This window comes from Hallerella porci, from assembly GCF_003148885.1.
Lineage (GTDB): Bacteria > Fibrobacterota > Fibrobacteria > Fibrobacterales > Fibrobacteraceae > Hallerella > Hallerella porci.
On record NZ_QGHD01000016.1, the window covers coordinates 13,306 to 39,495 of the forward strand.

Here is a 26,190-nt window from a genome sequence, read left to right on the forward strand (position 1 = left end):
AAAAATCATGGCACAAATCGATACTTTAGCAGAAACAATTCTTGAAAAACTTCGGATGGTTTCCCAAGCAGAAACCGTCATCGGAAAACCCATTCAAGCGGGCGCAGTTACCGTCATTCCGGTAAGTCGCGTTTCGATGGGATTTGGACTCGGCGGGAAAAAAGAAGCCGTTGCCGCTTCGGGTGGCGGACTTTCGGTAAATCCTGTCGCTTTCGTCGTCATCTCGGGCGAAGATGTGCGCATTATGCCCATTGCGAAAGAAAACGATATCGTTTCGAAAGTCGCGGATTTAGTTCCCGATGTTCTTTCGGCGTTTAAGAAAAAAGAAGCATAAACGAGAATGGATTATTTACTTCTTGTTGTGGGGCTTGGACTTTTGCTTTTGGGAGCGGAATTAATCGTCGATTCTTCCGTTGCTATCGCCAAGCGCGCCCGCGTTTCGAATTTTTTAATCGGGCTCACGATCGTCGGAATGGGAACGTCCGCGCCAGAACTTTTCGTTTCGTTTTCGTCTGCGCTCGAAGGTCACGGGGATGTCGCCATCGGAAATATCATCGGTTCGAATATTTGCAATATCTTTTTAATCTTAGGCGTTTCGGCGACTATTCTTCCTTTCGCTATTGATAAAGCGATTATCAAGCGCGATATTCCTTTCGGCATTTTCGCCGCTCTGCTTTTAACTTTCCTCGCGAACAAATCGTTGCTGAACGAAAATTGGAGCAATTCGCTTTCTCGTTTCGACGGCATTTTATTTTTGATTTTATTCGTCGGGTATATGTTTGTGACCGTTTACAAAAATCGGAAGCCAGCAGACGCTGCGGATAATATTGAAGAAGAAGCCGTTTCGCGTTTCAGCGGAAAGCCGATTTTGCTTTTGATTTTCATCGCAGTGGCATCGCTTACGGGACTCATCGGAGGCGGAAAACTTTTCCTCGGTTCGGCGGAAAATTTAGCGCGGGCTTGGGGAGTCGATGAAGCGGTCATCGCAATTACCGTCGTCGCTTTGGGAACTTCCCTTCCCGAACTCATTACGTCGATTGTCGCTGCTCTCAAGAAAAATTCAGAACTCGCCCTCGGGAATGTCATCGGTTCGAATATTTTCAATATTCTTCTCATTCTCGGGATTTCTTCAACGGCAGCACCGATTTCTATTCAAGGCGTTCTTCTTGAAGATTTTGTGGTGATGATTTTTGCAGCGCTTTGCACATTTCTCGTCGCACACACTTTCGGAAAAAATTTCTTTGACCGCATCGAAGGAATTTTCTTTCTCCTTTGCTATGTCGCATATACCGCTTACTTGATTTTGCGCTAAAGAATTTCGAAAAATTTATTCGCAAAAATTTTCACAAAAAAATGCACGACTTACGCCGTGCATTTTTAATTTCTGCAACGCGGCTTCGCCGCGTTTCGCTTAGCCGTTGACTTTTTTGAAGTCGGCAACGTTCTTTTCAAATTCAGCGAGATACATCATCGCTTCCTTCGCAACTGCATCGGGTTCGTAACCGAATTTATTTTCGAGAACCGAAGCCGGAGCCGATGCGCCGAAGCGTTCAAGGCCTGCGACTTTGCCGAATCCGCCGACGACATCTTTGAAGAGAACCGGAAGTCCGCTCGAAAGCGCATAAACCGGAGTCCACGGAATAATGATTTCGTTGCGGAACTTTTCGTCTTGAATGCGGAAAAGTTTCGGGCTAATCATCGAAACAACGCGGACATTTTTCGATTCTTTGCGGAGAAGTTCTGCTGCTTGATGGCAAAGAAGAACGTCGGAACCGTTTGCGACGAATGTCAAATCGGGCTTCTTGCCCGCGGGAGTGTTATCGCTTACGATATAAGCGCCCAAGCGGCATTTTGCCGCTTCCGCGTAGCGGGTCGTGCCCGCAGGGCACGGGAGGGCGCCCACTTTCTGACGGGTTAAAATCAAAGCGGTCGGACTGTCTTCGTTTTCGAAAGCCATTTCCCAAGCGACAGTCGTTTCGGCGGCATCTGCCGGACGGAGAACGAGCATCTGCGGACGACCATCGTCTTTGTTCAAATCTTCGAGAAGACGAATCTGCGTTTCGTGTTCGATCGGCTGGTGAGTTGGACCGTCTTCGCCGACGCGGAAACTGTCGTGAGTGAACACATACTTCACCGGAAGTCCTTGAAGCGCCGCCATACGAATTACCGGCTTCATGAAATCGCTAAAGACAAAGAACGTTGCGCAAATCGGATAAAGTCCGCCCGAAAGCGCAAGGCCACAAGCGATGGCTCCCATCGAAAGTTCGGCAACGCCGACTTGCACGAAAGCACCGCCGAAATCTCCCGGCGTCATAATGCGCGTTTCGTTCAAGAATTTCTGCGTTTGGTCGCTGTTCGAAAGGTCTGCGGAACTGCAGATAATGTTGCGGTAATTCTTCGCCAAGTAAGCGAGAACAGTGCCCGAGCTATTGCGGGTTGCGACGTCATCTTTCTGCGCTAAATCTTTCAAGTTGAGCTTGACGCTGTTGCCGTTCAACCAGCTAGCGAGAGTCTTTGCCTTTTCCGGATTTTGCTTATCCCATTCTGCTTTCTTCGCATTCCATGCGGCCGCGAGTTTTTCGAGTTCCGCGAGGCGTTCTGCAAAAGCTTCTTTGACTTCGGGGAAAATTTCGAACGGATTTTCTGCGTTACCGCCCAAATGACGCACGGTTTCTTCGAGAGAAGCGCCTGCGCCCGAAAGCGGTTGACCGTGAGTGGAAACTTTTCCTTCAAACGATTCACCGGCTGCGCCGACTGCGCCCTTCGCCATCGTCGTTTGTCCGATGACAATCGTCGGACGTTCTGTTTCGGCAAAAGCCGCTTTAAAAGCTTGACGAAGTTCTTCCACATTTTCGCCATCGGCTTCGAGAACGCGCCAGCCCCAAGATTCGTATTGCTTCTTAAAATCTTGATCCATCACGTCGGCGGTTTTGCAAGAAAGTTGCACGCCGTTTGCGTCGTAGAAGAAAATCAAATTCGAGAGTTTTAAGTGACCTGCGATGCGGCCGATTCCGTAAGCGATTTCTTCTTGAATGCCGCCGTCCGAAACGAGCGCCACCGTTTTGTGCGAAATGATATCGCCGAACTGCGCCACTTTGTAACGTTCGCCGATAGCAACGCCCGCAGCCATTCCTTGTCCTAAGCCGAGAGGACCCGAGGAATTTTCAATGCCGTGTTCCACAGAAAGTTCGGGATGACCCGAAGTAATGCTTCCGAATTGACGGAAATTCTTCAAATCCTCGAGGGTAAGACGACCCGTAAGAACGAGTTCCGAATAAAGCAGCGGAGACATGTGTCCCGGATCCATCAGAAAACGGTCGCGCGCTTCCCAATGCGGATTCTTCGGATCAAAACGGAGAAATTCCGCGAAGAGAAGAGTGATTGCGGTCGCAGCCCCCATCGCTCCACCCGGATGTCCGGATTTAGCTTTTTCAACCATGGCGGCGGAAAGAATGCGTACGTTGTCTGCTGCTTTGAGAATAATGGAATCGTTCACAGGAAGCCTCTGTAAAAATTTTGCGCCCCAAATTTAAATACATTTGAAAATTTCTCAACCCGCAAAAACTTGAAATTCCTTAGAAAAGCCGAAAAGTCGATGGCGAAGCGCAAAAAATCTCGGAGTTTCCCGTAAAAAAACTATATTCGCCCCCGATGAAAAACTTAAAAGAACTTTTCAAAAATATTTTGCATCCCGCAGGAATTGCAGGCGTCATTCTCGCTCTTGCGATTCCCTTTCTCATTTACCTCGGACCCAATGTCGGCGCACGCGATTTGATTCGCACTTTGGATCAGCGTTTTCCGCTGCCGCTTTTTCTTGCGCAGTTGACCGCTGGCATCGTTCTTTTCGGTCTTCTTTGGAAAGATTTTCGCCATTATATTTTCGAACATCTTCCGCCAAAGCCGTATCTGCTTTTGATTTTTCTATTTGCCGTTCTCGCTACGATTTTTGCGGGCACGCAAATTGAAGCACGTCACCGCGTCCAAAGCGACGAAAGCGTTTTCATGGCGATTGCGCAAAATATGTATCACAATCAAACGACGGGAACTTGCGACGAAGGCGAATTTCACGATGGCGTTCTCGATTGCTTCCAAAATTCCGATAGTTTTAAAACGAAAGGTCTGTCGTTCTTATACTTCCTCGGGATGCCGTTCTTCGGTTCGGATTTGCATTGGATTTTCAAATTCGAACTTGCGATGCTTTTCTTCGCCGTTTTGCTTCTTTTCTTTGCGATTCGCGCGTGGACTGCGGACGATTTTACCGCGTTTCTCACAAGCGTTATCCTTTTTGTGCAGCCGACAGTTCTCTTTCAATTCCGCTCGATGTCGGTGGAACCGCTTTATATTTTCCTCTTTGCGCTTTCGCTGTGGATGTTTAAATGGGCATTTGATAGAAACACTTTAAAGCATTGGATTCTCGCAGCTCTCGTCCTCGGATTTTTCGCCGAAACGCGTCAAGAAACCGTCTTCTGTTTCCTCGCCTTTTTGTTTATCGCTTTCCCGAGAATTCTCGATAAAAAAGATTGGAAAGCGCCCGCGTTTTTGGTGACGTTATCGCTCTGCTCGGTTCCGGTTTTACTCACGATTAGTTACTTCCAAGGCTACGGATTCCAAGGCGGAGCTTATTCGGCGCACGGACACTTCTTCGAAAATTTACAAAGCAACTGGTCTGTGATGACGAAGCCTCTCACCGATAGCGGAATTCTCGCCAATCCATTCCTTTCGAGTTTTAATTATCTCTTTCTCATCGGCGCCTTTATACTTCTCAGTCTCTGCGCAAAAGAAATTTTGAGCAAACGATTCGGCGCTTTTTCCAAGATGACGCTTTTCCTCGTTCTGTATTACGTCCAAGCGTATATGATTTTGGAAAATGTTTCCGGCGATTTTAATATCGAAATCAATCAACGTTACGCGCTCGTGATGATGCCTTCGATGGCTTTCCTCGCCGCATTTGCTGTGCGCATTTTATCTGGAACCGTTTTCTTCTTACTCGGAAAATCTGAATGGAAAAAAAATTTACGATTCTCTTTTATCGCAGCGATTTTACTCGCCCTTATTTTCTCGGGAAATACTCTTCGTTACAAAGAAAGTTTCAACAAAAATATCATGTACAACCGCAACCATTTGACGACAGAAGAATCGGAAATTTGGAAGTGGTTAAATGCGCAGCCTAAAAAACCGCGATTCTTTATTTACGGGCGTCCGTGGCATTTTACCGGTTACGGTGTTTCGGCGATTCACTACAACCGCGCGCGGCAAATTTCACAAGATTCATTGCAGCGTTTGATTCAAAAATACAACGGCGAAGTTTACTACATCCGCGGACTCGATTGCTGGGATTCAAAAACTTATCACGCGAAAGCCGTGGAACATCGCATCGCCACCACTTGCGATATTTTTGAACGCGAAATTAAACTCGAAGAAGTTTACCGCGTTCTCATTACCAATAATTATTGGGTACGCATCGCAAAGCTCGGACAGCGTCGCACATTTGATCCGGAAAAACTTTTTCAATTCGGCATCTGGGCGGGATATCCCGAAACGAAAACTTTCGTCTTTAATTCCGCAGCAAATTACGAAAGCGATGAACCGTGGAAAATTCGTTTTGCGTTAAATGGCGATTCGATTTTTGAAAAGCCTTATGCCGCAGGAAATTTCAGCGACACTCTCGTCGGTCCCATATTAAAACCGGGATTCAATCATCTCGAAGCCGAAATCATCGACACGGTAAAGCACGAATCCATCTCCAAAATTTCTGCGATGCGATTCTTCCGTTTCGAAGGCGCTCTGCAACTTTCTCTCATTCCGCCGACATCGCATTCTCAAGGCTGGGGCGATTTGCACACGAACGCAAGCGTAGACGGAAATCCGTTTACTGTCGAATCACAACAATATCCCGATGGATTTGGAACGCATGCGCCGAGTAAAACCACCTTTAATCTCCGCGGTGAATTTATACGTCTCACCGCTCGCATCGGACTCGACGAAGAAAGCCTTTGCAGCGACGGCATCCGCTATCAAGTTTTAGGCGACGGAAAAACATTATATCAAAGCGGAACGGTTTCGCTCAGCCGATCGGATTCTCTCGATATTTCCGTTCTCGGCGTCAACGAACTTTCCTTTATTACCGATACGCTTTCGAGTAAAGACTGCGACCACGTAGATATTCTTCTCCCGACTCTTTACCCCGATCCCAAGTCCATTAAACCGGAGAAATAAAATGCTTTTATCCGTCATCGTTCCTCTTTTTAACGAAGAAGAAATCGTCTCCAAAACATTTGCCGTTTTGGAAGATGAACTCAAAAATGTGGAACATGAACTCATCTTTGTGAACGACGGATCCACGGACCGCACCCGCGAAATTTTAGAGTCGCTTCTTCCGAATACGCCGCAAAATAAACTCATCAATTTCAGCCGCAATTTCGGACACCAAGCCGCATTCAGCGCGGGCTTAAAACACGCCCAAGGCGAAGCCGTTGTAATTATCGACGGCGATTTGCAAGACCCGCCTTCGCTTATCCACGAGATGCTTGAAAAATGGCGCGAAGGCTATCAAGTCGTTTACGCACAAAGACGCAAACGCAAAGGCGAAACATTTTTCAAAAAAGCGAGCGCGCACTGTTTTTACAAATTGCTGCATTCGCTCACGAGCATCGACATTCCAACCGATACCGGCGACTTTCGCTTAATGGACCGCGTCGTCGTCGATCAATTAAACGCTCTCCCCGAACGCAATCGTTTTTTACGCGGACTCGTTTGTTGGGTCGGATTCAAACGCGTAGGAATTCTCTACGACCGCAAAGAACGCACTGCGGGCACTTCCAAATATCCGCTGCGGAAAATGCTCCGCTTAGCGATGGACGGCATCACAGGCTTTAGCACGACGCCCTTAAAAATCAGTTTTCTCGCCGGATTTTTCGTCATGCTCGTTTCTCTCGGCATCGGGATTTGGGCGATTCTCGAAAAATTCTTGAACCCCGCTGTAACCGTTCCCGGTTGGGCATCTCTTATGACCGCCATCGTTTTCTTCGGCGGCGTTCAGCTTATGTCGATTGGCATTTTAGGCGAATATATTGGCCGCATTTACGAAGAAGTAAAACAGCGTCCGCTTTACATTGAGGATAAAAAATGAAGCACAAACTTTTTGTGATGAGCGCTCCTTCGGGAGCGGGAAAAACCACTCTCAAAGATTTAGTGATTCGGGAATTTCCCGATATGGTTTATTCGATTTCGGCAACGACGCGCGCGCCCCGCGAAGGCGAAATTGACGGCGTGCATTACTTCTTCAAAACCCGTGAAGAATTTCAGCAGATGATTGCGAAAAATGAAATGGTCGAATGGAACGAAGTCCATGGCAATTTCTACGGCACACCAAAATCTTTCGTCGAAAAAATGCTCTCCGAAGGAAAACGCGTTTTATTCGATTTGGATGTTTTCGGAAAAGTCAATTTTGATAAAGTCTATCCCGAAGCTGTTGGCATTCTCATTCTCCCGCCGTCGTTAGAAATTCTCGAAGCCCGTCTGCGCCACCGCGCAACCGACAGCGAAGACGTCATCCGTCTGCGTTTGGAAAATGCGAAAAAAGAAATCGCTTTCGCCGAAGAACACGGCAAATACGAATACAAAATTGTCAACGATAATTTAGAAATCGCAGCAAATCAATTACGCAAAATTCTTTCGACGTAAAATTTAACATTCTCGTCATTTTTCATCGAAAAAAGAAAAACATAGCATCTTTTTTTCCGCGATTCTTTCTCCGAGAACGCGGGATTTTTTATTTTTTCCATTTGGAAAATTTCTCAAGGATATTATTATGAATCTCAATCCTCTCGCCGCAGCTCTGAACGCAGACCTCGAAGCCAACGGAGCCTCCATTCTTCAAATGCTTTCTCAAAAAGGAAAAAATATTTTCTTTCCGAGCAAAGGCATTTTGGGCCAAGGAGCCGAAGCCAAAGGAAAAGAGATCAATGCGACGATTGGAACCGCTCTCGAAGACGATGGTTCGCCGCTCGTTCTTCCTTGCGTGCAAAAGTCGTTGAACCTTCCGAAGACCGCTTTCCTTTACGCTCCGAGTTACGGCAATCCCGATCTCCGCGATGCATGGAAAGCTCAAATTCTCCGCAAGAATCCGAGTCTCGCCGGCAAAAATTTCTCGCGTCCGGTCGTCTCGGCAGCGCTCACCCATGCAATTTCTGTCGCAGGCTATCTCTTCCTCGATCCGGGCGATAAAGTCATCATCCCCGACTTGTATTGGGATAACTACGAACTCGTTTTCGAAAACGCATACGGCGCAAAAATCGAAACCTACAACACTTTCAAAAACGGCGGATTTGATATCGATGCCTTAGAAGCAGCTCTCGAAAAAGACGGCATCGGCAAAAAAGTGTTGCTTCTCAATTTCCCGAATAATCCGACCGGTTACACCGCTACCGAAGAAGAAGCGAAGAAAATTACCGAAGTTCTCGTCCGCGCAGCCGAAAAGGGAAACAAAGTCGTCGCATTATTGGACGACGCTTACTTCGGACTCGTTTACGAAGACGGCGTCACCCGCGAATCGCTCTTCACCAAACTCGTCGATGCGCACAAAAATTTGCTCGCTGTCAAACTCGACGGTCCGACAAAAGAAGATTACGTTTGGGGATTCCGCGTCGGTTTCATTTCTTTCGGATTTAAAGGCGCAACCGCTGAACAATTAAAAGCACTCGAAAGCAAAGCCGCAGGCGCTGTCCGCGGAAACATTTCGAATGCACCGAGCATCTCGCAGAAAATTCTTCTCGCCGCTTACCAGAGCCCAGAATATGTGCAAGAAAAAGAAGCAAAGTATGCTGTGCTCAAAAAGCGTTACGACATCATCAAAGAAACTTTGGCTTCGCATCCCGAATACAAAGAAGCTTTCGAACCGATGCCGTTTAACAGCGGTTACTTTATGTGCGTTAAGCCCAAGGGAGTTGACGCCGAAGCCGTTCGCGAAGAACTTTTGAAGAATTACAGCACCGGTACCATCATGCTGAAAGGCCTTTTGCGCCTCGCTTTCTCGGCTGTGCCGACTAGCAAGCTTCCGCAACTTTTCGACAATGTTTACCGCGCCGTCTTGGCGCTCACCAAGTAAAAACAGGAGGCAATATGCCTGATTTCGCTACCCTAAGCTACAACGGAAAGAACTTTGAACTTCCCGTTGTAACCGGAACGGAAAATGAAAAGGCTGTTGACATTTCCAAACTCCGCAAGGAATCGGGACTTGTCACGCTGGATTACGGCTACACCAATACAGGCAGTACCAAAAGCCAGATTACCTTCGTTGACGGAGAAAAAGGCATTCTCCGTTACCGCGGTTATAATGTGGAAGATTTGGCTGCTTACACCACCTTCCCCGAAACCGCTTGGCTCCTGATTTACGGTGAACTGCCGACTCGTGAACAGCTCGGCACATTCCGTCGCCTTTTGACCGAGAATGCGCTCATCCACGAAAATTTGCTGAACTTTTTCCGCGAAATGCCGCCGTCTGCGCACCCGATGGGAATCCTCGGTGCAGTCGTCAACGCTCTCGGGCTTTTCACGCCGCGTTTCTACGACGATGAAAGCAAACAAGATGCGTTCAATTTAACCGTTGCAAGCCTCATTTCGAAGGTGCGCACCATCGCTGCGTTCTCGTACAAGGCAAGCATCGGCGAACCGTTCGTTTACCCCGATGCGGAAAAAAGTTATTGCTCCAACTTCCTCAATATGATGTTCTCGAGCAAAGCAAAACCGTATAACGTTGATCCGCTTTTTGTGCATGCGTTGAATGTGCTTTTGATCGTCCACGCAGACCACGAACAGAATTGCTCCACTTCAACAGTCCGTATGGTCGGCAGTTCGCAAGCGAGTTTGTATGCGAGTATCTGCGCTGGCATCTGCGCTTTGTGGGGACCTCTCCACGGTGGCGCCAACCAAGCCGCCCTCGAAACGCTGATGAAAATTCACCAGAGCGGTCTCACAGTCAAGCAAGTCATCGAACGTGCAAAAGACCGTCAAGATCCATTCAAACTTTACGGCTTCGGGCATCGCGTTTACAAAAACTACGACCCGCGCGCAAAAGTTTTGAAAGGACTTGTGCACACGATTTTTGACCGCGAACATATTAGCGATCCGCTGTTGGACATCGCTTCCGAACTCGAAGATGCCGCCCTCAAAGACGACTACTTTATCGAACGGAAACTCTATCCGAATGTGGATTTCTATTCGGGCATTCTTTATCACGCGATGGGAATTCCCACAAACATGCTCACGGTGATGTTTGCCATCGGACGTCTTCCCGGTTGGATTGCCCACTGGAAAGAAATGCACGATGATCCGCAATCGAAAATTAATCGCCCACGCCAAATTTACACGGGCTATGAATCGCGTCCTTGGCTCCCCATCGACGACAGAGGTTAAATCAAACAGCGCGCCTAACGGCGCGCTTTTCATTTCTTCTTCAAAATTTTTTCACTTCATTTTTCGCCAAATTTTCCGCTTCATTTTTTCCCAATTTTTTTGAGCACAAAGAAACTAAACAGAAGTGCTAAAATTCCTCCGCAGACAAGTGCTATGCCGAGAGAATGAAAAATATTTCCGATGCCCACGAGTGGCGTCACTATTCCGCCCATCAAAAATCCCGAAGCCCCGAGAAGCGCCGAAGCTGCGCCCGCATTTTTGCGCTCCGCATTTAACGCAATCGCAGTCACCGGCGGTTGCAAAAGTCCAAACGAAAACAGCATACAAATAAAAGTCGCTTCAATCACAAAAATCGGAGCCTGAAGAGCAAGCGCCGCTGCACAAATTCCCGCAAAAATAAAAAGGCAAATGCTCCCGAGAAGAATCATCGAACGTTCCTTCGCGCGGCCTGCGACAGCGCAACCGATGCCGATAGAAATCGCATTCACCGCAAAGCAAAAACTAAACGCCATCGGCGAAAGCCCGTAACCTTGTTGCAAAATAAAAGGCGACGCCGAAATATACGCAAATAGAACCAAACATGACGCTGCATACAAAATAAGAGTCGTCGAATACGTTGAATTTTTGAAAATGCTTCCGTATGATTTGAAAGTGGAAAAAATGGAATTTGAATTGCGACGATTTTCCGGCAAACTTTCTTCCGTCCGCGCGGCCCCAAAAAGTAGCGCAAAACCATAAATCAAAAGCAACGCAAATGTGCCGCGCCAATCCACAAAATTCAAAAGAATCCCGCCAAGAACCGGAGCCGTCACCGGCGCAATTCCGTTAATCGCACTCACGAGCGCTAAAAATTTCGTCAGCACTTTTCCGCGACATTTATCCGCAGCCATCGCACGCGCAATCACAATGCCGCCCGACGCCGCCATTCCTTGCACCAAACGGAACGCATTAAACACGATTACATTTGGCGAAAGCAAACAGAGAATCGTCGAAAGAATAAACGCGATTAAAGAAATCAAAAGCAAATGTCTGCGTCCATATTTATCGCTGAGCGGTCCCACAAAAAGTTGTCCGAGCGCAAGCCCGAGCATGCTCATCGTTAAACTCATCTGCACAAGCGACGGCGACGTTTTGAAAAATGCAGCTAACGACGGAAGCGACGGCAAATAAAGATCCGTCACAAAAGGCGGAAACGCCGAAAGTGAACCGATTAAAATGACGAGAAAAATGTGCTTGTTCATTTTTTACCTCAACAAAAAAAACGCGCAATGCAACTGGACTTATGTGTTACACTGCGCGTTACGACGAAAGGCAATTTAGGAAAAATTTTCTTTGATTTTCAACTTTTTTTATTGGAATTTTTTCGTCTTTATTTTCCTTACCGTTTTTGAAAATTGCAAACTACAATTTTTTTCGGCAGGAAATTTTTTAAAGCTCTGAATTTAAAATGCGCAGATAACTTTTATAACGCGCCAGAGGAATTTCTCCCGATTCAACGCGGGCGAGCACATCGCAACCGGGTTCATTGATATGCATGCAATCATTATATTTGCACGTAAAAAATTCATCGCGAAAAAATCCGGGGAACGAACGCGCCAAATCATGTGCGTCCATTTCGAAAACGCCGAGTTCACGAATGCCCGGCGTATCGATAATCCGCCCGCCAAAAGGCAAATCAAATAAACTCGAAGAAGTTGTCGTGTGACGTCCCTTTCCATCGAGCTCGCGAACTTCGCCGACATTCAACGCTGCATCAGGAACAAGAGCGTTTACAATACTCGATTTTCCGACGCCGCTCTTTCCCGAAAGCACTGAACATTTGCCGCGTAAAACCGCCCGTAATTCATCGAGTCCTGCGCCCGATTTACAACTGACGCAGATAAATTTGTCGACGATTGAAATGAAATCTTTCACATCTTGCGGAATGCTTTCGACCAAATCCGTTTTATTCAAAACCATCACGAGCGGTAAACGGCAAAGATTCGCCGCTAACAAAAAACGATCCGCAAATCCATAATTAAACGGAGGCTCGGCAACGCTTGAAACGACGACAACTTGATCTATATTCGACGCCAAAACCAATTCCCGCCGCGATTTATCTTTCGGGCCTGGGCGCACAAGCGCAGAGCGCCGCGGAAGAACTCGCAAAAGAGAATACGGTGCGTTTTCTTCGGCTTTCTTTTCGCGCGCAATCAAAACCTGATCGCCCACCACCGGAAATTCTTTGAGTTCCGTCACCACCGCCGCGCGGTAAATCGCATTCACCACATCGCCATTTTCCAAACGCACCACAAATGTGCGGCGATGCACTTCCAAGACCAAACCTTCTACGGCTTCGTCCGCTTCAAATTTTTCTGCAGGATTTTTAATTTTTTTGACCTTGGGCTTTTTAAATTCGCGACTCCAACGTTCTTTAATCGGGCGATCGTCCAAAGTGCCGCGCTTCCACATTTCCATCGTGTTCACGCGCCGCGCCCGCACATCCCGCCGCGAAGAACGGCTAGACTTTTCGTCGTCATTATCCAAGTCAAAATTCATCGAGGAAAAATATAGCAATGTTCCGCGCTCCCCTCATTTTCCATTTTACATTCCGCATTTTTCCTTCCTAATTTCTAATTTATCCCCGTGATTTCTTTACTTCAAATAACTCGCCCTGGAAATATTCTCATCGCCATTTTTTCCCTTTGCGTCGGCGTGTTCATTTCTCATGCGGATTTTTCGTGGCAACTTCTTTTGGCAAATGCGAGTGCTTTCGCCTTAGCGATTGCCTTTGGAAATATTTTCAACGATATTTTAGATTTAAAAGCCGACCGCATTAACCGCCCCAATCGTCCGCTCCCCGCTGGGAAAATTTCACTTTTCACCGCAAAAATTTCTGCCGCTCTTTGCTTGATTTTCACACTCGCCTGCGCTGGAATTCCGCAAAGCGAACCGCTTTTACATCTCGCTTTTTTTGCAGTCCTTCTCCTCATCCTCTTTTTCTATGACCGAAATCTCAAACACATTCCGCTTCTCAAAAATTTAACCGTCGCATTTCTCTGTACAACACCGCTTCTCCGCATTCTCTTCTTGACGAACGCCAATCCTTTCCCGCTTTACACCGCAGCTGCGTTCGCCTTTTTCCTCACCCTTTCCCGCGAAATTTTGAAAGACTTGCAGGATCAAGATGGCGACTTAATCGCAGGCATCGCAACTTTTCCGCTCATCGCAGGCGAAGAAAAAGCCAAAAACTTAGCGTTACTTCTCCTCGTCTTTACCATTTTTTTGATTCCGCTTCCCGTCGCCTTAAATTGGCTCGCCCGCTCATTTCTCTTCTCCCTTTGCGTTCTCATTCCGTTAGCGATTTACATAATCAAAGCCGCCCAAAAGAAAAATTATCATAGCGCCCAAAAATGGACAAAACTCACGATGCTCGCCGGCTTAATTTTTCTCATCTTCAACGCCTAACATCCAAAATTTTCCTGCAAAAATTTTCCTTTTCCCCTTGACAAAAGATTTTTTTAATTCTAAATTGGGGTCACCCCCGCGGGAATAGCTCAGTTGGTAGAGCACGACCTTGCCAAGGTCGGGGTCGAGGGTCCGAGTCCCTTTTCCCGCTCTAAAAAAAAGAAAGTCACCTTTATGGTGGCTTTCTTTTTTTATTCCGAAAGACTCGGACCCGAGAAGAGGGGCCGACAAAATTTACTTCGTGCACGAAGTGCGTGGAAGTAAATTTTGAGCTTAACGCGAATGAAATGAGTGTTAAGCCCGAAGGGGCAAACCCCTAGCCGCGTCAGCGGTGACTAGGGGTTTGACTAATCCTCTTCTTCCTCAACGACTTTCGTTTTTCTTCTTCCGACCATACTTTGCTTATAATGGGCAATTTGCGTGTTCATAAAATTGGCGAAAGATTCGTAAGCAGCAGAACCTTCTAAAAGCATTCTTGCATTCACTAGAGCAATCAAATCTCGGTAAGCGTTATCGCAGTCAGTTCTTGCTTGTTTCATCGCTCCGGCGATTTTTGCTGCATTTTCGTCGGTTCGAACATTGGCATATTTTTCCACCGTATCGTTTGCAAGCCTTAAGTGTTCTACAAAAACTTCCAAGTGAAGAGTTTCGATGAGCGGTTTATGCACCGTTTCTAAATCTTGGATAAAACCCATTAAAGCGCCCGATTCCTTATCCAGTGGATCTTCGGTATTGATTCTATAATCGATGATATGTTGATTCAAGACAGTTGTCGCATCAACATATTCTTTTAACGGAATGGACATGCAAGCCTGAACCGCTTTTTTATAGCCCGCATAAACTTTATCTCGTAATGCGTCTGCTTTAGCAATTTCATCGGTTGCGAAACTTTTTTGTGAAATAGATGCGCATTCTTGCTCTTTTTCAATTGCTTTTTGCAAGGCTATGTCCACCCAAAGTGTTGCTGGGCTGGTTTAGCAGCCTAAAAATGCCCCAAACCGCCTAATTTCGTCAAATTTGCGTAGTTTATAGACCCCGATGCTTTTTCGGGGTCTTTTGCTATTCGAGACCAATTAGCTCTTACGTTCTTTACGCGATGAGAATGCGTATGAAATTAGCACCCCTAGACCCAACAGGAAGGAGATAGGTGTAATAATCGCTATAAGATACCATACCTTATACAAGACAGAACTTTCTTTCAAGATGTAGTGGAATTCATGCCCACTATAAGGTTCGTATTCCACTCGTGCTTTGGTAGCCATAGAATCAGCATACTTGTTGGCTTTAGACACCCATTGTTCCCGCGATACATAACCGGATGACCATATTGTATCGACCCAGTATATGGTGATGTTTTCCGGCTGCCATATAATACGAGTTTCATCCTCGCATATCATCTTCCCATTGTCGGACGGAGAGCATTCGTATCTCCCAGTTTTTACAACCTTTTTATGAAGTCTGGCGATAAGTTCATCCCTTTGCATCGAAACTCTATTGTATTCGTCCCGATTAGCCTTCCGCAATTTATTGCAAGAAACGGTATCAAACCCAGGGCAACTAACATAGCGAAGATGCTGTTTCATTTCAGCAAACAATGAATCCATGTAGTGCATCGTGATAACACGCTTGCTATTGTTTTTAATTTGTTCAACACTTCGTATTGTGGTGTCATTGGTCGCCACCCAACTCGCGTACAAAGAATCTCGTTTAGCTGACACTATGCTGTCCTGCTGCGCATCAAACACGCCTTTCTCGTGTTCATACTTCGCACGGTCAGCGTCATATACGGCATCTTGATAATAAGTCACCGCAACCAGACCACCACCGATTAACGCGGACAGTAGCACTATGATAGCCGTTATGATTTTTCCTCTCATATACGTTCCTTGTGGTTCAGTAATCAAGATAGTATAAATATATGACAGAAATCAATTCAGCCAGCGTTATTCAGTGAAATGGGGGCGAAAAACGACCCAAACCGCGCATCTAAGTGTTCGCCTGTATTCTCGATGTATAAACTGATGGAAAAGACCATTTATATTGCTCGACAGAGATTTCGTAAAGGAACCCTATGAACACCCCTAAAGCGATTATTTCTCTCACGTCCTGGCGTGCGCGTATTAAGACTGTTGGTCTTACGATATTCAATCTACTAACGACCTGTCCAGGCTTTCACATTGTGCTGTGTCTATCTAGTGAAGAGTTCCCTCAGAAGGAAGCGGAACTACCTAATGACCTGGTGTCAATGAATAAAGCCGGTTTACTTGAAATACTATGGGTAAAGAGAAATTACAAGTCGTTTAAGAAGGTGTTGCCCACAATGAACAAATATCATGAGGTGCCGATAATTAGTGCTGATGATGATTGTCTGTACCGGTACAATTACGCCGAGGAGCTGTACCAGCTGTGGAAAAACAACCCATCATTTTTCGTGACCTATTATACAACGCAATGGATAGGAAAGCATATAACCGGGGGATATGCAACATTATATCCGCCCTATGTCTTCAAAGAGTTTACTAAGATATTGGACAATGAGGATATACTGGGTAGCATACTTGCATGCCACGAAGATGATTGCTTATATGCTTGTCTCAGGGCAAAAGTAAATGCAACACATATCATGTGTCTAAACAAGGATTTTAGTGCAGTTGCGGTTTCTCATGATGAGTGTGCGCCGTTGCACGATTTATACCAAGGCGATACTTGGAAGCGCCATTTAGAAACAATGTGGAACATTATCAATCCATTATAAACGAATTGATTTCATTGGTGTATTTAGTATAGTATATTGGGCAATGGCAGTCATCTAATCTATTGGTATCATCAAATATACATAGACGATTGTTGCTGTTATAATCCAGTAAATCTTGGTGGCGAGTTATACAGACAATTTTATAATTTGTAGGCAATTCAAGTAAAGCCTTTACATTGTCGTGCGTATAATCGTAGTAAGGCATTTCATCTAGCACAACAAATACCGGACAATCATTCATACGAGACAATCGTTCAGTGTATTTTTCGATGATATAATTTTCTACATCTGCGTAATTCACATCGACATCATCTATATGTGGCGTTGCATATCGTTCATCTTTGAGATAGTGCGTATAATGAACTTCAACCATATTATCTATGATTAGTTTGAAATATCTCTTATCCGCACACTTCGACCAATCGCCGGTGACTAGATGAAACTTGGTAAAGTCTATGTCATCCCATTTTGTAATGAGGTTCATTATGCTTGGGTGTAATATGGCGCACCACATAAACGGGTTATTATAGAACCATCCCTGGGTTCTATATAAATGGCCACCCAAGCAACAATTACTGACTATATTAGGCATGCGCATTTACCCATCGCCATAATTAAATGTGGCGTGATACTTTGCGTACAATTCTGGGTAACGGGTTAAAACGGCGTACAACCAATTATCACGTTTTTCATATCCATTCGCTTCAACGGCATGGGTTGAACTGCATAACCCTTTCCACTTGCTATTGTCAGGGTCAATGTCGTCACCCCATCCAAAGTGCTCGCAGAATATCGGTATGTCATGATATACTAGCCAAGGTGTAAACCAAGATTCATCGCACACCGGGCATATCGCATCACGCACCGCCGTATGTTCATCATCCAGAACTTCCATTGGATATACCGATGCCGGTATCATGCTTTGACCACACCACCGGAACCGAGTGCTAGGCTTGCTGTAATCGGATGCGTTCTTGTAAATGATTCTTCGCCCGTTATACAGGTGTTCGCTATACCATTCATAGTCGATGATTGCATTTGGAAACCGCTCATGGTCTTTTAAGACCGTTTCTATTAACCGGTCGTTATAGCGCACATCATCATCGAACAAGAATACAAGGTCGCTTGGTTCGGTGAATTTGAATATCTCGTGCCGTTTGTGACAATAGGTATCCTTCTTCGTCCAATGCAACTTTATCTTCGGTATGCGTAGGATAGTTTGCAAGTCCTTTGGTAAGTCGGACTCCTTGTTCGGGAACTGGGGTTCGGCCAACCATAAGTGGATTTCATCTGGCTTGACTGTCTGCTGTGTCAGAAGAAGGAAGATTGACATACCCACATTCTTTATTCGGCCTGGGTACGAGGTAATGGAAACGATAATTTTGGAACTACTCATAACAATGAGTTTATAAAGTTCCCGTTGCACCCTTGACATTCTGTATGGCTTTATGTATGCTTAAGAAACGGACTCAATAGAGGGTAAGGGCATGCAAAACATATACGATTTTTTCGGAAGCATCATGTCAAGTCAAATAACCATCAACATCCTGTCAAATGTTTTGTCAATACCGGTTATCGCATTTATTGGCTGGATTATTTATTCAGGCATGAAACGGTATCAGTTCGGACGCTTAATCGTATGGTGGTGGTTTGGGGGTAAAAAACTTCGAACAGCCCCGAAGACTATTTTTGAATGGAATAAAATCATTACTCATGCTATCAAGCTGGTGGCTGACAATCTAGGTGTAATGAGGACATTCCAGGGCTCGCCGATTGGAATGCCGTTGGCAACATGTTCGGTTGAATTTTACCATAAAGTTATGTTTATGGCATGGTTATCCGTACAACCGGACAACGCCCTATACAAGAAAATCACGACCGAACATCACATGGGTAATGGTCATGTTTACTATGATTCTGATAACGAATCTAAATTCGATGAATGGTCGAAAGATTTACTCGCCAGTTATGAAGGCGATTTCGAGCAAATAGCAATAATGAGCTACTCGGATTTCATGTGGGTGTTTAGAGACACCCTATTTTCAGTGGCGTAGACACTTATGCCACAAGCGGCAACGGAATAGGCGGTCTATCCATGTAAGTCCACTTGGAATCGTCATAGATGGCAACTGCGTTGTGCTTCTCCCAGTTGGACTCTTTGAGGTGGAAATCGCCCTCGGCGTAGTTACGGAGGTTGTGCCACACCAGATAGTTGTTGAGATACTTGGTAGCGACCCCGTGGAAGCGCACCATGAAGGACTTCAGCTGGCTATGGTAGCCGTTGATGTGCTGGATGCCAAGGGTGCCGTTCGTGCGGCGGTTGGACTTCAACTGCAAGAGGTTGATTTCCTCCTGTTCCGCGAAGCCCACATAGCTGTTCAGCTTGTCGGTGCACAGTACCGCATCGGGAGCGATACGGCCACCTAGAACGCTACTCAAAGCAGCAACGGAAGGACGACCAAGGTTAGCAATCTTCGCGATGGACTTGCCATCACGATTGACCGCACACGGCACACATACCTGTTCCAGGGAGACACCGCGCTTCTTGGCGCGTTCACCGCGTAGATGCGGCTCACGGGGCATGGAGAAGCGTTCGCTGTTGCTGTGGTTGCCCTTGAAGGATATGCGGAAGAAGGTCTCGTCTGCTTCCACGATGCCATCCAGCTTGACCTTGGCCTGCATTTCCTGCAGGGCATCAAGTATCTTGTGGCGAAGGAAGAAGGCCGCGTTCTTGGAAATCTTGCACTCGTAAGCGGATGCACGGACAGTCATGCCGTGCATCATGCAATGCACATACTTCATGTAGGTTTCCAAGTCCAGCTTGGCTCCGTGGAAGATTGTGCGGGTGGCGTAGGTGAAAGTCTTGCCACAGCCCTTGCAGACGAAACGCTGGTGGCCGGTCTTGGTCTTGCCATTCTTCTTGCAGTCAACAAGACCGCAGTGAGGGCAGAACACGCCATCGTGGAAACGATACTTGTCGAGGAACTCTTCCATTGTGGTAGAGTCGATAATCTCGGTCATCTTGGTAGGCATGCCGAGCATCTGCATAAAGCGCATCTTGTCCTGCTTGGACAAGGTGTTGTACATCTGGTACACGACATTGACTTCTGACATTGGACTTTCCTCCTTATAGCCTATGAAATATAGCAAAAAGGAGTGTCACTTTATGACACAGAAGCCTCTGTTTGTAAATTTTAGTAAACAAAAGGTGCCTAATTGGCGAAATTAGGCGAAAATCGGCATTTTACGACCGGAGCAACACTTTGGGTGGACATAGCCTTTTGCAAAATATTTAATGCGTCGGCGCAATTTTTGCAAATCAATTCATTTTCTTTGGCACGTTCAGCGGTTTTATCCATAAAAAGATAATGAGCTGCATTACTGATGCCTGCTAAGCGAATCGTCGTAATTTGAAGCATCGCTTCCTCCATCCATTTTTGAGTGTTTTCAAGTTCCGTTATGGAAACTTTCCTGCATAAATTATCTTAATTCGCTAGAAATAATGCCAAAGCGAAGAGTAAACTTTTCTTTATGTTACAGGTATACTATAAAATGCCCGTTTCTAGCTTCTCCGAGTGTCCGATGAAGCTAGCGACGACCGTCTCTAGGTTCTCCGAGTGTCCGATGAAGCTAGCGACGACCATCTCTAGGCTGTCCGAGTGTCCGATGATGCTAGCGACGACCGTTTCTAGCTTCTCCGAGTGTCCGATAAGGCTAGCGACGACCGTTTCTAGCTTCTCCGAGTGTCCGATGAAGCTAGTGACGACCGTTTCTAGCTTCTCCGAGTGTCCGATGAAGCTAGTGACGACCGTTTCTAGCTTCTCCGAGTGTCCGATAAGGCTAGCGACGACCGTCTCTAAGTTCTCCGAGTGTCCGATAAGGCTAGCGACGGAAATAGTTAGGGAATTAGAATTCCTGCTTAAAATGAAAGCAAAAGGGTTGCGCCCGGGCCTTCGGGGCGGAAGTCAGGGAAGACGTGTAAACGCTTGGTTTCGCTCGCCGCGAGATCGCTCGATGTTGAACGATAAATGCCCATCACATCCAAAACCGAGATGACGCGGTTCAAAATAAGAGCGCCGATGGAAACTTGGAATGCGATTCGCGAAATGCGATAATTCCGCATAATATCGCGGAAGTGCGACATCCGATGCGATGTTTCCGGATTATCGCTCGAGCCCCAGTTCCAAGAATGCGATTCATCGAACGGATAATCTTTGTCGATAGCGTGACCGCGGCGAAGCATTGCTTGGTTGTAATCTTCATCGGAATCGGGATTGGAATTCTCCCCGTCCACGCCACCGCGGCTGCGGTAATCGCCCATTAAATTGAGAAAGCTTTCACTCGACGGCGGATTCACAATGCCCGCATGACGCGATGCATAAGAACGCGCATTTGCAATTTGACGCTCCCCAAAAAAGTAACTGCCAAAGGTTGCGACCCAAAGAGCGACATCCGTCCAAATATAAGCCTTCACAAAAGTTTCTTCGCCTAAATAATACTGTCCCATTCCCGGAAGCAAAAGCGAAGCGCCAATCGCAAGCGGTAAACTTTTCGAGGAATTTTTACTAATCGATTCATCCACAGAAATCACTGTCTGCGCATAAGTTTCCGCAGAAAAGAAAAGGATCAAAAATGCAGCGAGCAGTTTCTTCATGAGGCTTAGAAATTAAAGTAAACATTCACGGTGGAGCGCGAATTCATCGGAACAAATCCACCTTCAAAATGCAAGTGGTCATACCACGAAAGTTCTTCTTCGTAAAGGACTTTATTGTGCGCATGCGCAGACCATGCAGCATCCAACGCCGACACGATATGGTTGAGAATTAACCCGCCGAAGAACCACGCCTGCATGTCCGCATAATCATTCGCTTTGCTGCGCATACTGCGATAAGTTTTCCAATTTTCCGATTCGCCGAGCGGAACGACTTCCGCATCATTTTTACCCAAATCCAACGCAGAAATTGCCGTTTCATTTTCCACGTCATCCCAACCGAGAACGTAAGCCGAGCCTGCGATTGTCGAATAGAACGAGCCCGAATTATAAAGGCTGAAATCGCCTTTGACTTTGTTCACATGATTTTTATCATTCACCATTTCGGTCGTCGCATCACCCGTGTAGCAGCCGTTGGTCGCCGCATCGCCATAAATGGATTTGCAATACGATTCGCGATTCGAAAGATAACGCTTCACAAATTCTTCTTCTTCGTCCGAATCATCTAAGCCATTCCGCAAATCGTGCATCTTCGTTTCGTATGTATGCGCCGAATAATGATTCTTCGCAAATTTCTTGTAACGCTTGACTTGGCGGTCGTATTTGTGCACCGAGAAATAATACCAACTTCCCCAAAGTGCGCCTTCAATCGCTAAATAAGCCGCTCCGCGCACATAATTGAAAGTAGAACCGCCCACATAAATTTGTCCAGCACCCGGCACGACGAGCGACATAAATAGCGCTTTCCGCGGGCTCTTGTATTTGCCCTTCATTTCATCGATGCTGTAAACTTTCGAAACTTTCGTCGGACCCAAAATATCTTTGCGCGAAATGGAAGAAGAACTCATCGCGATTACCGACGACGAACTAGAAACCGAGGAAGAACTCAACGCGGTCGAATCGGTTTTGAGCGTATCCGCTAAAGAATCCGCGAGCATCGGGGCGAGAGAATCGACCAAAAGGGAATCCGCCTTGGCTTGTGCTGCCGCAGAATCTGCCGCTGCCTGAGAAAGCGAATCCGCAGCAGTCGAATCCAAAGCGACCGTTTGCGAAGAATCAGCGACGAGAGAAGAACTGCTAAAGAAAGAACTCGACGAAATTTCCGCCGAAGATGACAAGCTCAAACTGCTCGAAGAAATTGCCGAACTAGAACTCATTGCGCTAGACATCGCCGAGCTAGAAATCGATGAGCTTGAAACCGCTGAACTAGAAATGGAAGAAGAAAGGGCGACCGAAGAAAAACTAACTGCAACGCTTGAACTCGACACCACCGCACTCGAAGAACTTTGCTCCGCAGACGATACGGCGACCGCGCTCGAAGAAATTTCTGCCGAAGAACTCACGGCGACAGAATCCGCAGTCTTTGCCTCTTCATTAAATTCCGCAAATAAATCACGCACTTGGGCAAACGCCGACGACGAAAGAATCAAAAAGCAAAAAGCGACAACAATAAAACGCATAGCTAGAATTTACAAAAAAAGCCGCTCCCAAAGGAGCGACTTTTTATTTTCAAGCTTAAAAAGGTTGAAAAGACTTAGTCAGCCTTCACCACCCAAACCTTGACTTCAGCGGTCACATCACCGAAGACATTCACTGTCACCGGATAGTTACCGAGCTGCTTCAGCGGTTCAGCGAGAGCGATCTGAGCACGGGAAACCTTCAAGCCTTGCTTGGTGATTTCGTCTGCGATATCAGCAGCCGTGACAGAACCATAAAGGCGATCGCCTTCCACAACGCGGCGGGAGAAGTTGAGAGTCACTTCTGCGAGCTTTGCTGCGAGAGCCTTCGCATTGCCGAGTTCCTTATTGAAGAGAGCTTCCATCGCTTCGCGGTTTTCTGCAATCTTCTTCTTCGCTTCTGCAGTAGCGCGGATAGCGAGCTTATTCGGAATGAGGTAGTTCATGGCGAAACCGTTCTTCACGTTCACCACATCCATCATATTGCCGAGATGCGGCACATTGGCTTTCAGAATAACTTCCATTTTTGCTCCTTAGCGCAGAGTGTCTGCAACGAACGGCAAAATAGCCATGTGACGGGCGCGCTTGATCGCTTCAACGAGCATGCGCTGATACTTGGCACTCGTGCCGGAAATGCGACGAGGAATGATTTTACCGCGTTCCGAGATGAAACGACGGAGAACCTTTTCGTCTTTGTAGTCGATAAATTCAACTTTGTTCTCGGTGAACCAGCAAGTCTTTTTGCGGCGAACGCGAGAGTTGTTCTTCTTATCTTCAAAAGCCATTATTCAGCCTCCCCTTCTTCTGCGTCGATCGGAGTCACTTCTTCGGTCTGGCTCATGTTCTTATCATAGATGACTTCGGTCATCGGATAATCGGCGAGGGTCATCCAACGGAGAACGTTTTCATCGAGTTTGAAAATGTTTTCCAAGGTGGAAACGACAGAAGCTTCTGCCTTGTAGTAGAAAATCACGTAGTAACCGTGAGTTTTGTGCTTAATTTCGTAAGCGAGCTTGCGCTTGCCCCAGTCGTCGCGGCGGAGAATTTCGCCAGCAGCGGTAATCTTATCGGCAAAGCTCTGAACTTCAGACGCAATCACGTCGTCAGAGAGCATGGCATCGAGGATCACCATTGTCTCGTATTGTTTCATAAAATCCCTTTGGACTTCAGCCCATGACCACCATGGTCACAGGAGGGCCCCGTGAATACGGGGGAACTACAAGATAGTAAAAAAAGAAAAATTTGTCAATTAGAAATTCAAAAGGCCTCGCGAAAGCGAAGCCTTTTTGAATAGCATGTATGGGACTCGAACCCATGTTACCGGCGTGAGAGGCCAGCGTCCTAGACCGCTAGACGAACATGCCAAAATGTCGGGGCAAAATTAGTAATTATTCGCGGTAGTAAAGGTCGAGATTGCTTTCGACATTTGCCGCTTTTTCCAAATTCTGCACATAGCTATTGAAGAGCATTGCGTAACCGAAGCGCCACGTATTTGCCAAGTCTTCGACTAAAGAGGTCTTCACCGCTGCGGTATCCGGAAGAGTGCGAGAAATGATTTTCACCATCGCAGCGCCTTCATTGGTTGCGACCGGTTCACCCCATTCGCCCACTTTCTGCTTCGAAAGAATGCTGAAAAGAGTCGGATTGGAATAGCCGATTCCCGGAACAAAACCGTCGAACGAAGCAGTTGCCTTTTCCACTTTCACCTTTTCGATGCTCGTGTCAGTTTTTGCAGAATCCGCCAAAGCAATCGCCTTTACCTGATCCTTCACCGCATTCAAATGACGCACTGCCGCGTCTTTTTCTTCTTGCAAAAGGATGCTGTTTTTGATTTGTTCAAAGTACGGAGCGACATCGCGCTTGCCCGCTGTAAGAGTTTTCAGACGAGTTGCCACGACGACAAAGTTGCCGTTCTTCAAAGCATTCGAAACTTTGCTTTCTGCCAAGTCCGGACGTTCTTTGTTAACAAAGGCAAATGCCGAAAGTCCACTCACAAATCCGATTTCTTGAATTTCGTCACCGCGACCGAGCCAAGCGGATTCGCGAACAGGAACATTCCGCGCAGCAGCAGCGTCCACGAAAGAAGAATCGCGATCTTCCACGGCGCTCTTAATGCTCAACAAAATTTGTTCCAAACTGTCCACGGTTTCCGGAGAAGCTGTCACCGAGAAGAGAATGTGAGCCGCTTTCACCTGTTCGCCAGTCGAATCTTTCTTGTGGCCGAGATTCTGAATAATATGATAACCGAATTTCGTGCGGACCGGTTCCGAGATTGCGCCCGAATCCAAAGCAAATGCGACATCTTCAAATTCTTTTACCCAAGTACCACGAGAAGTGTAATCGCCGAGAAGACCGCCGTTGGCTGCCGTTCCCACGTCTTCGCTCGAAACTTTTGCCATATCTTCGAAACTCGTTGCCGAGCTCGAATCCTTGAGCTGATAATAAACCGTCATCGCATACTTGCGAATTTCTTCTTCGTCCTTCGCAGTCGGTTGAACCGGAAGATAAGCGTAAGCAAGACGCACTTGATCGTTCGTCACAAAGAAGCTATCCGGATGCGCATTGAAATAAGCGTTCACTTTAACGCTATCCACGGATGCCGGATCGACTTTGAAATCTTCCGCCGCTGCATAAGCGACTTCCAATTCTTGCGAAGTCATACGATTGTTCACATTCCACTGCGATTCAAGGCTTGTCGGATGAGCGTTCGCCGTTACAAAAATCTGCAACTGATGCAGAGGAATCGTCATCGACTTGAGTTCTTGTTCATAGTTCTGCATGTTCAGCCATTCGTAGGCTGCTGGAGTTTCGAGCCAAGCATCGTAAGCAGCTTTGTCAAATGCGGTATCCAAAAGGAACTGCGGCAAAGTTTGAATGAAAGCTTGGACATTTTGAGCGGCTTCTTGTTCGTTCGCCGCGCTCATTTGAATGCTGTAAATTCTCTGCTGCGCTTCTTCGCCCACCATCCGACGGACGGCGTCCGGATTATTTTTGAGTTCCGCTTTCATTTCGGCAACGGATGCGTAGAGCGAATTTTCGTCAAACTGCGCCTTGAGGAGTTCCTGCTGCACAAAGCCTTGGAACACGGAATTGCGAAGCTGAGCGCGCTGTTCATCGCTCAAATTCTGTCCGCGATAATTGATTTCGGTGATGCGATTCACGCGATTATTGAATTCTGCATACGGAATTTCTGAACCATCCACGCGTCCGATCGGATACTGATGAGACTGTTCCGGAGTGCGGTCCATCGCAAGAAGACCAAGAGCGATACCTACTGCAAAGATGGCAATGACCCATTTCGCGTTTTCGTTAATCCATGTCAGCATAAAGGAAACTCCATTTCCATTTTGATTTGCCCGCAAATGTAGTAAATTGAAAACCAAGAAAAATAAAGCCCGCGAAAACGA

Annotated in this window: 25 protein-coding genes and 2 tRNA genes; 11 read left to right on the forward strand and 16 right to left on the reverse strand. The window is 46.6% G+C overall.

The window, feature by feature from the left end; genetic code table 11:
* The first annotated feature begins 7 nt into the window (after positions 1–7).
* Together B0H50_RS08225 and B0H50_RS08230 are read left to right on the forward strand one after the other, a co-directional pair.
* Positions 8–334, forward strand: a complete 327-nt coding sequence (locus tag B0H50_RS08225; RefSeq protein ID WP_106199007.1) for a GerW family sporulation protein — start codon at positions 8–10, stop codon at positions 332–334.
* 6 nt (positions 335–340) lie between these two features.
* Positions 341–1,312, forward strand: a complete 972-nt coding sequence (locus B0H50_RS08230) for a calcium/sodium antiporter (protein WP_106199006.1) — start codon at positions 341–343, stop codon at positions 1,310–1,312.
* 99 nt (positions 1,313–1,411) lie between these two features.
* Here B0H50_RS08230 and B0H50_RS08235 read toward each other — a convergent pair whose 3' ends face one another.
* Positions 1,412–3,496, reverse strand: a complete 2,085-nt coding sequence (locus B0H50_RS08235; RefSeq protein WP_106199005.1) for a transketolase family protein — start codon at positions 3,494–3,496, stop codon at positions 1,412–1,414.
* Between the two features lie 155 nt (positions 3,497–3,651).
* Here B0H50_RS08235 and B0H50_RS08240 point away from each other — a divergent pair, with 155 nt between their 5' ends.
* The 5 genes from B0H50_RS08240 to B0H50_RS08260 all read left to right on the forward strand — a co-directional run bounded on the left by B0H50_RS08240 (position 3,652) and on the right by B0H50_RS08260 (position 10,413).
* Complete coding sequence (locus tag B0H50_RS08240) at positions 3,652–6,216, forward strand: NPCBM/NEW2 domain-containing protein (protein ID WP_106199004.1); 2,565 nt, start codon at positions 3,652–3,654, stop codon at positions 6,214–6,216.
* A 1-nt stretch (position 6,217) separates the two neighbouring features.
* On the forward strand, positions 6,218–7,129 hold the full coding sequence (locus B0H50_RS08245; RefSeq protein ID WP_106199003.1) for a glycosyltransferase family 2 protein: 912 nt from the start codon (positions 6,218–6,220) through the stop codon (positions 7,127–7,129).
* Positions 7,126–7,683 carry a guanylate kinase gene (gene gmk, locus B0H50_RS08250; protein ID WP_106199002.1) on the forward strand — a complete coding sequence of 186 codons (558 nt, stop codon included), beginning with the start codon at positions 7,126–7,128 and terminating at the stop codon, positions 7,681–7,683. Before B0H50_RS08245 ends, gmk begins: the two co-directional genes overlap by 4 nt.
* Before the next feature lie 127 nt (positions 7,684–7,810).
* Positions 7,811–9,106 (forward strand): aminotransferase class I/II-fold pyridoxal phosphate-dependent enzyme, encoded by a 1,296-nt coding sequence (locus B0H50_RS08255; protein WP_109587545.1) that lies wholly within the window; start codon positions 7,811–7,813, stop codon positions 9,104–9,106.
* 14 nt (positions 9,107–9,120) lie between these two features.
* Positions 9,121–10,413 (forward strand): citrate synthase, encoded by a 1,293-nt coding sequence (locus B0H50_RS08260; protein ID WP_106199000.1) that lies wholly within the window; start codon positions 9,121–9,123, stop codon positions 10,411–10,413.
* 80 nt (positions 10,414–10,493) lie between these two features.
* On the opposite strand, the gene B0H50_RS08265 is transcribed toward B0H50_RS08260, so the two are convergent.
* On the reverse strand, positions 10,494–11,654 hold the full coding sequence (locus B0H50_RS08265; RefSeq protein ID WP_106198999.1) for a multidrug effflux MFS transporter: 1,161 nt from the start codon (positions 11,652–11,654) through the stop codon (positions 10,494–10,496).
* A 187-nt stretch (positions 11,655–11,841) separates the two neighbouring features.
* A complete protein-coding gene (gene rsgA, locus B0H50_RS08270; protein ID WP_106198998.1) occupies positions 11,842–12,951 on the reverse strand; it encodes a ribosome small subunit-dependent GTPase A in 1,110 nt (369 codons plus the stop codon).
* Between the two features lie 87 nt (positions 12,952–13,038).
* Between rsgA and B0H50_RS08275 the strand changes: the two genes are divergently transcribed.
* Together B0H50_RS08275 and B0H50_RS08280 are read left to right on the forward strand one after the other, a co-directional pair.
* Positions 13,039–13,860 carry a geranylgeranylglycerol-phosphate geranylgeranyltransferase gene (locus B0H50_RS08275; protein WP_158256503.1) on the forward strand — a complete coding sequence of 274 codons (822 nt, stop codon included), beginning with the start codon at positions 13,039–13,041 and terminating at the stop codon, positions 13,858–13,860.
* A gap of 78 nt (positions 13,861–13,938) precedes the next feature.
* Positions 13,939–14,011, forward strand: a tRNA-Gly gene (locus B0H50_RS08280).
* Positions 14,012–14,207: 196 nt separating this feature from the next.
* Here B0H50_RS08280 and B0H50_RS08285 read toward each other — a convergent pair.
* Positions 14,208–14,801, reverse strand: coding sequence for a DUF6261 family protein (locus B0H50_RS08285; protein WP_109587546.1), 594 nt, complete (start codon positions 14,799–14,801; stop codon positions 14,208–14,210).
* Positions 14,802–14,933: 132 nt separating this feature from the next.
* Positions 14,934–15,764 carry a hypothetical protein gene (locus B0H50_RS08290; RefSeq protein WP_146193712.1) on the reverse strand — a complete coding sequence of 277 codons (831 nt, stop codon included), beginning with the start codon at positions 15,762–15,764 and terminating at the stop codon, positions 14,934–14,936.
* A 167-nt stretch (positions 15,765–15,931) separates the two neighbouring features.
* On the opposite strand from B0H50_RS08290, the gene B0H50_RS08295 reads away from it, so the two are divergent.
* The gene (locus tag B0H50_RS08295) at positions 15,932–16,615 is read left to right on the forward strand and encodes a hypothetical protein (protein WP_109587548.1); all 684 of its coding nucleotides are present in this window, start codon (positions 15,932–15,934) and stop codon (positions 16,613–16,615) included.
* Here the strand turns inward: B0H50_RS08295 and B0H50_RS08300 are convergent.
* Both B0H50_RS08300 and B0H50_RS08305 read right to left on the reverse strand, forming a co-directional pair.
* The gene (locus tag B0H50_RS08300; RefSeq protein WP_146193713.1) at positions 16,602–17,099 is read right to left on the reverse strand and encodes a hypothetical protein; all 498 of its coding nucleotides are present in this window, start codon (positions 17,097–17,099) and stop codon (positions 16,602–16,604) included. The two genes, B0H50_RS08295 and B0H50_RS08300, sit on opposite strands and share 14 nt — an antisense overlap.
* A 114-nt stretch (positions 17,100–17,213) precedes the next feature.
* Positions 17,214–18,011, reverse strand: a complete 798-nt coding sequence (locus B0H50_RS08305; protein WP_146193714.1) for a hypothetical protein — start codon at positions 18,009–18,011, stop codon at positions 17,214–17,216.
* Positions 18,012–18,102: 91 nt separating this feature from the next.
* Here B0H50_RS08305 and B0H50_RS08310 point away from each other — a divergent pair, with 91 nt between their 5' ends.
* On the forward strand, positions 18,103–18,669 hold the full coding sequence (locus B0H50_RS08310) for a hypothetical protein (protein WP_109587551.1): 567 nt from the start codon (positions 18,103–18,105) through the stop codon (positions 18,667–18,669).
* A 4-nt stretch (positions 18,670–18,673) separates the two neighbouring features.
* Here B0H50_RS08310 and B0H50_RS08315 read toward each other — a convergent pair whose 3' ends face one another.
* The 9 genes from B0H50_RS08315 to B0H50_RS08355 all read right to left on the reverse strand — a co-directional run bounded on the left by B0H50_RS08315 (position 18,674) and on the right by B0H50_RS08355 (position 26,109).
* A complete protein-coding gene (locus B0H50_RS08315) occupies positions 18,674–19,729 on the reverse strand; it encodes an IS1595 family transposase (RefSeq protein WP_109587552.1) in 1,056 nt (351 codons plus the stop codon).
* Positions 19,730–19,827: 98 nt separating this feature from the next.
* Positions 19,828–20,034 (reverse strand): hypothetical protein, encoded by a 207-nt coding sequence (locus tag B0H50_RS08320; RefSeq protein ID WP_146193715.1) that lies wholly within the window; start codon positions 20,032–20,034, stop codon positions 19,828–19,830.
* A 500-nt stretch (positions 20,035–20,534) separates the two neighbouring features.
* Positions 20,535–21,269, reverse strand: a complete 735-nt coding sequence (locus B0H50_RS08325) for a hypothetical protein (protein ID WP_106198994.1) — start codon at positions 21,267–21,269, stop codon at positions 20,535–20,537.
* Positions 21,270–21,274: 5 nt separating this feature from the next.
* A complete protein-coding gene (locus tag B0H50_RS08330; RefSeq protein ID WP_106198993.1) occupies positions 21,275–22,786 on the reverse strand; it encodes a hypothetical protein in 1,512 nt (503 codons plus the stop codon).
* 74 nt (positions 22,787–22,860) lie between these two features.
* Positions 22,861–23,307 carry a 50S ribosomal protein L9 gene (rplI, locus tag B0H50_RS08335; protein ID WP_106198992.1) on the reverse strand — a complete coding sequence of 149 codons (447 nt, stop codon included), beginning with the start codon at positions 23,305–23,307 and terminating at the stop codon, positions 22,861–22,863.
* A gap of 9 nt (positions 23,308–23,316) precedes the next feature.
* Complete coding sequence (gene rpsR / locus B0H50_RS08340) at positions 23,317–23,568, reverse strand: 30S ribosomal protein S18 (protein ID WP_106198991.1); 252 nt, start codon at positions 23,566–23,568, stop codon at positions 23,317–23,319.
* Positions 23,568–23,933: a 30S ribosomal protein S6 gene (gene rpsF, locus B0H50_RS08345; protein WP_106198990.1), complete on the reverse strand. Its 366-nt coding sequence runs from the start codon at positions 23,931–23,933 to the stop codon at positions 23,568–23,570. The genes rpsR and rpsF overlap by 1 nt, the downstream gene beginning before the upstream one ends.
* A 141-nt stretch (positions 23,934–24,074) precedes the next feature.
* Positions 24,075–24,147, reverse strand: a tRNA-Glu gene (locus tag B0H50_RS08350).
* Positions 24,148–24,171: 24 nt separating this feature from the next.
* Complete coding sequence (locus B0H50_RS08355) at positions 24,172–26,109, reverse strand: peptidylprolyl isomerase (RefSeq protein WP_106198989.1); 1,938 nt, start codon at positions 26,107–26,109, stop codon at positions 24,172–24,174.
* Between the last annotated feature and the right edge of the window lie 81 nt (positions 26,110–26,190).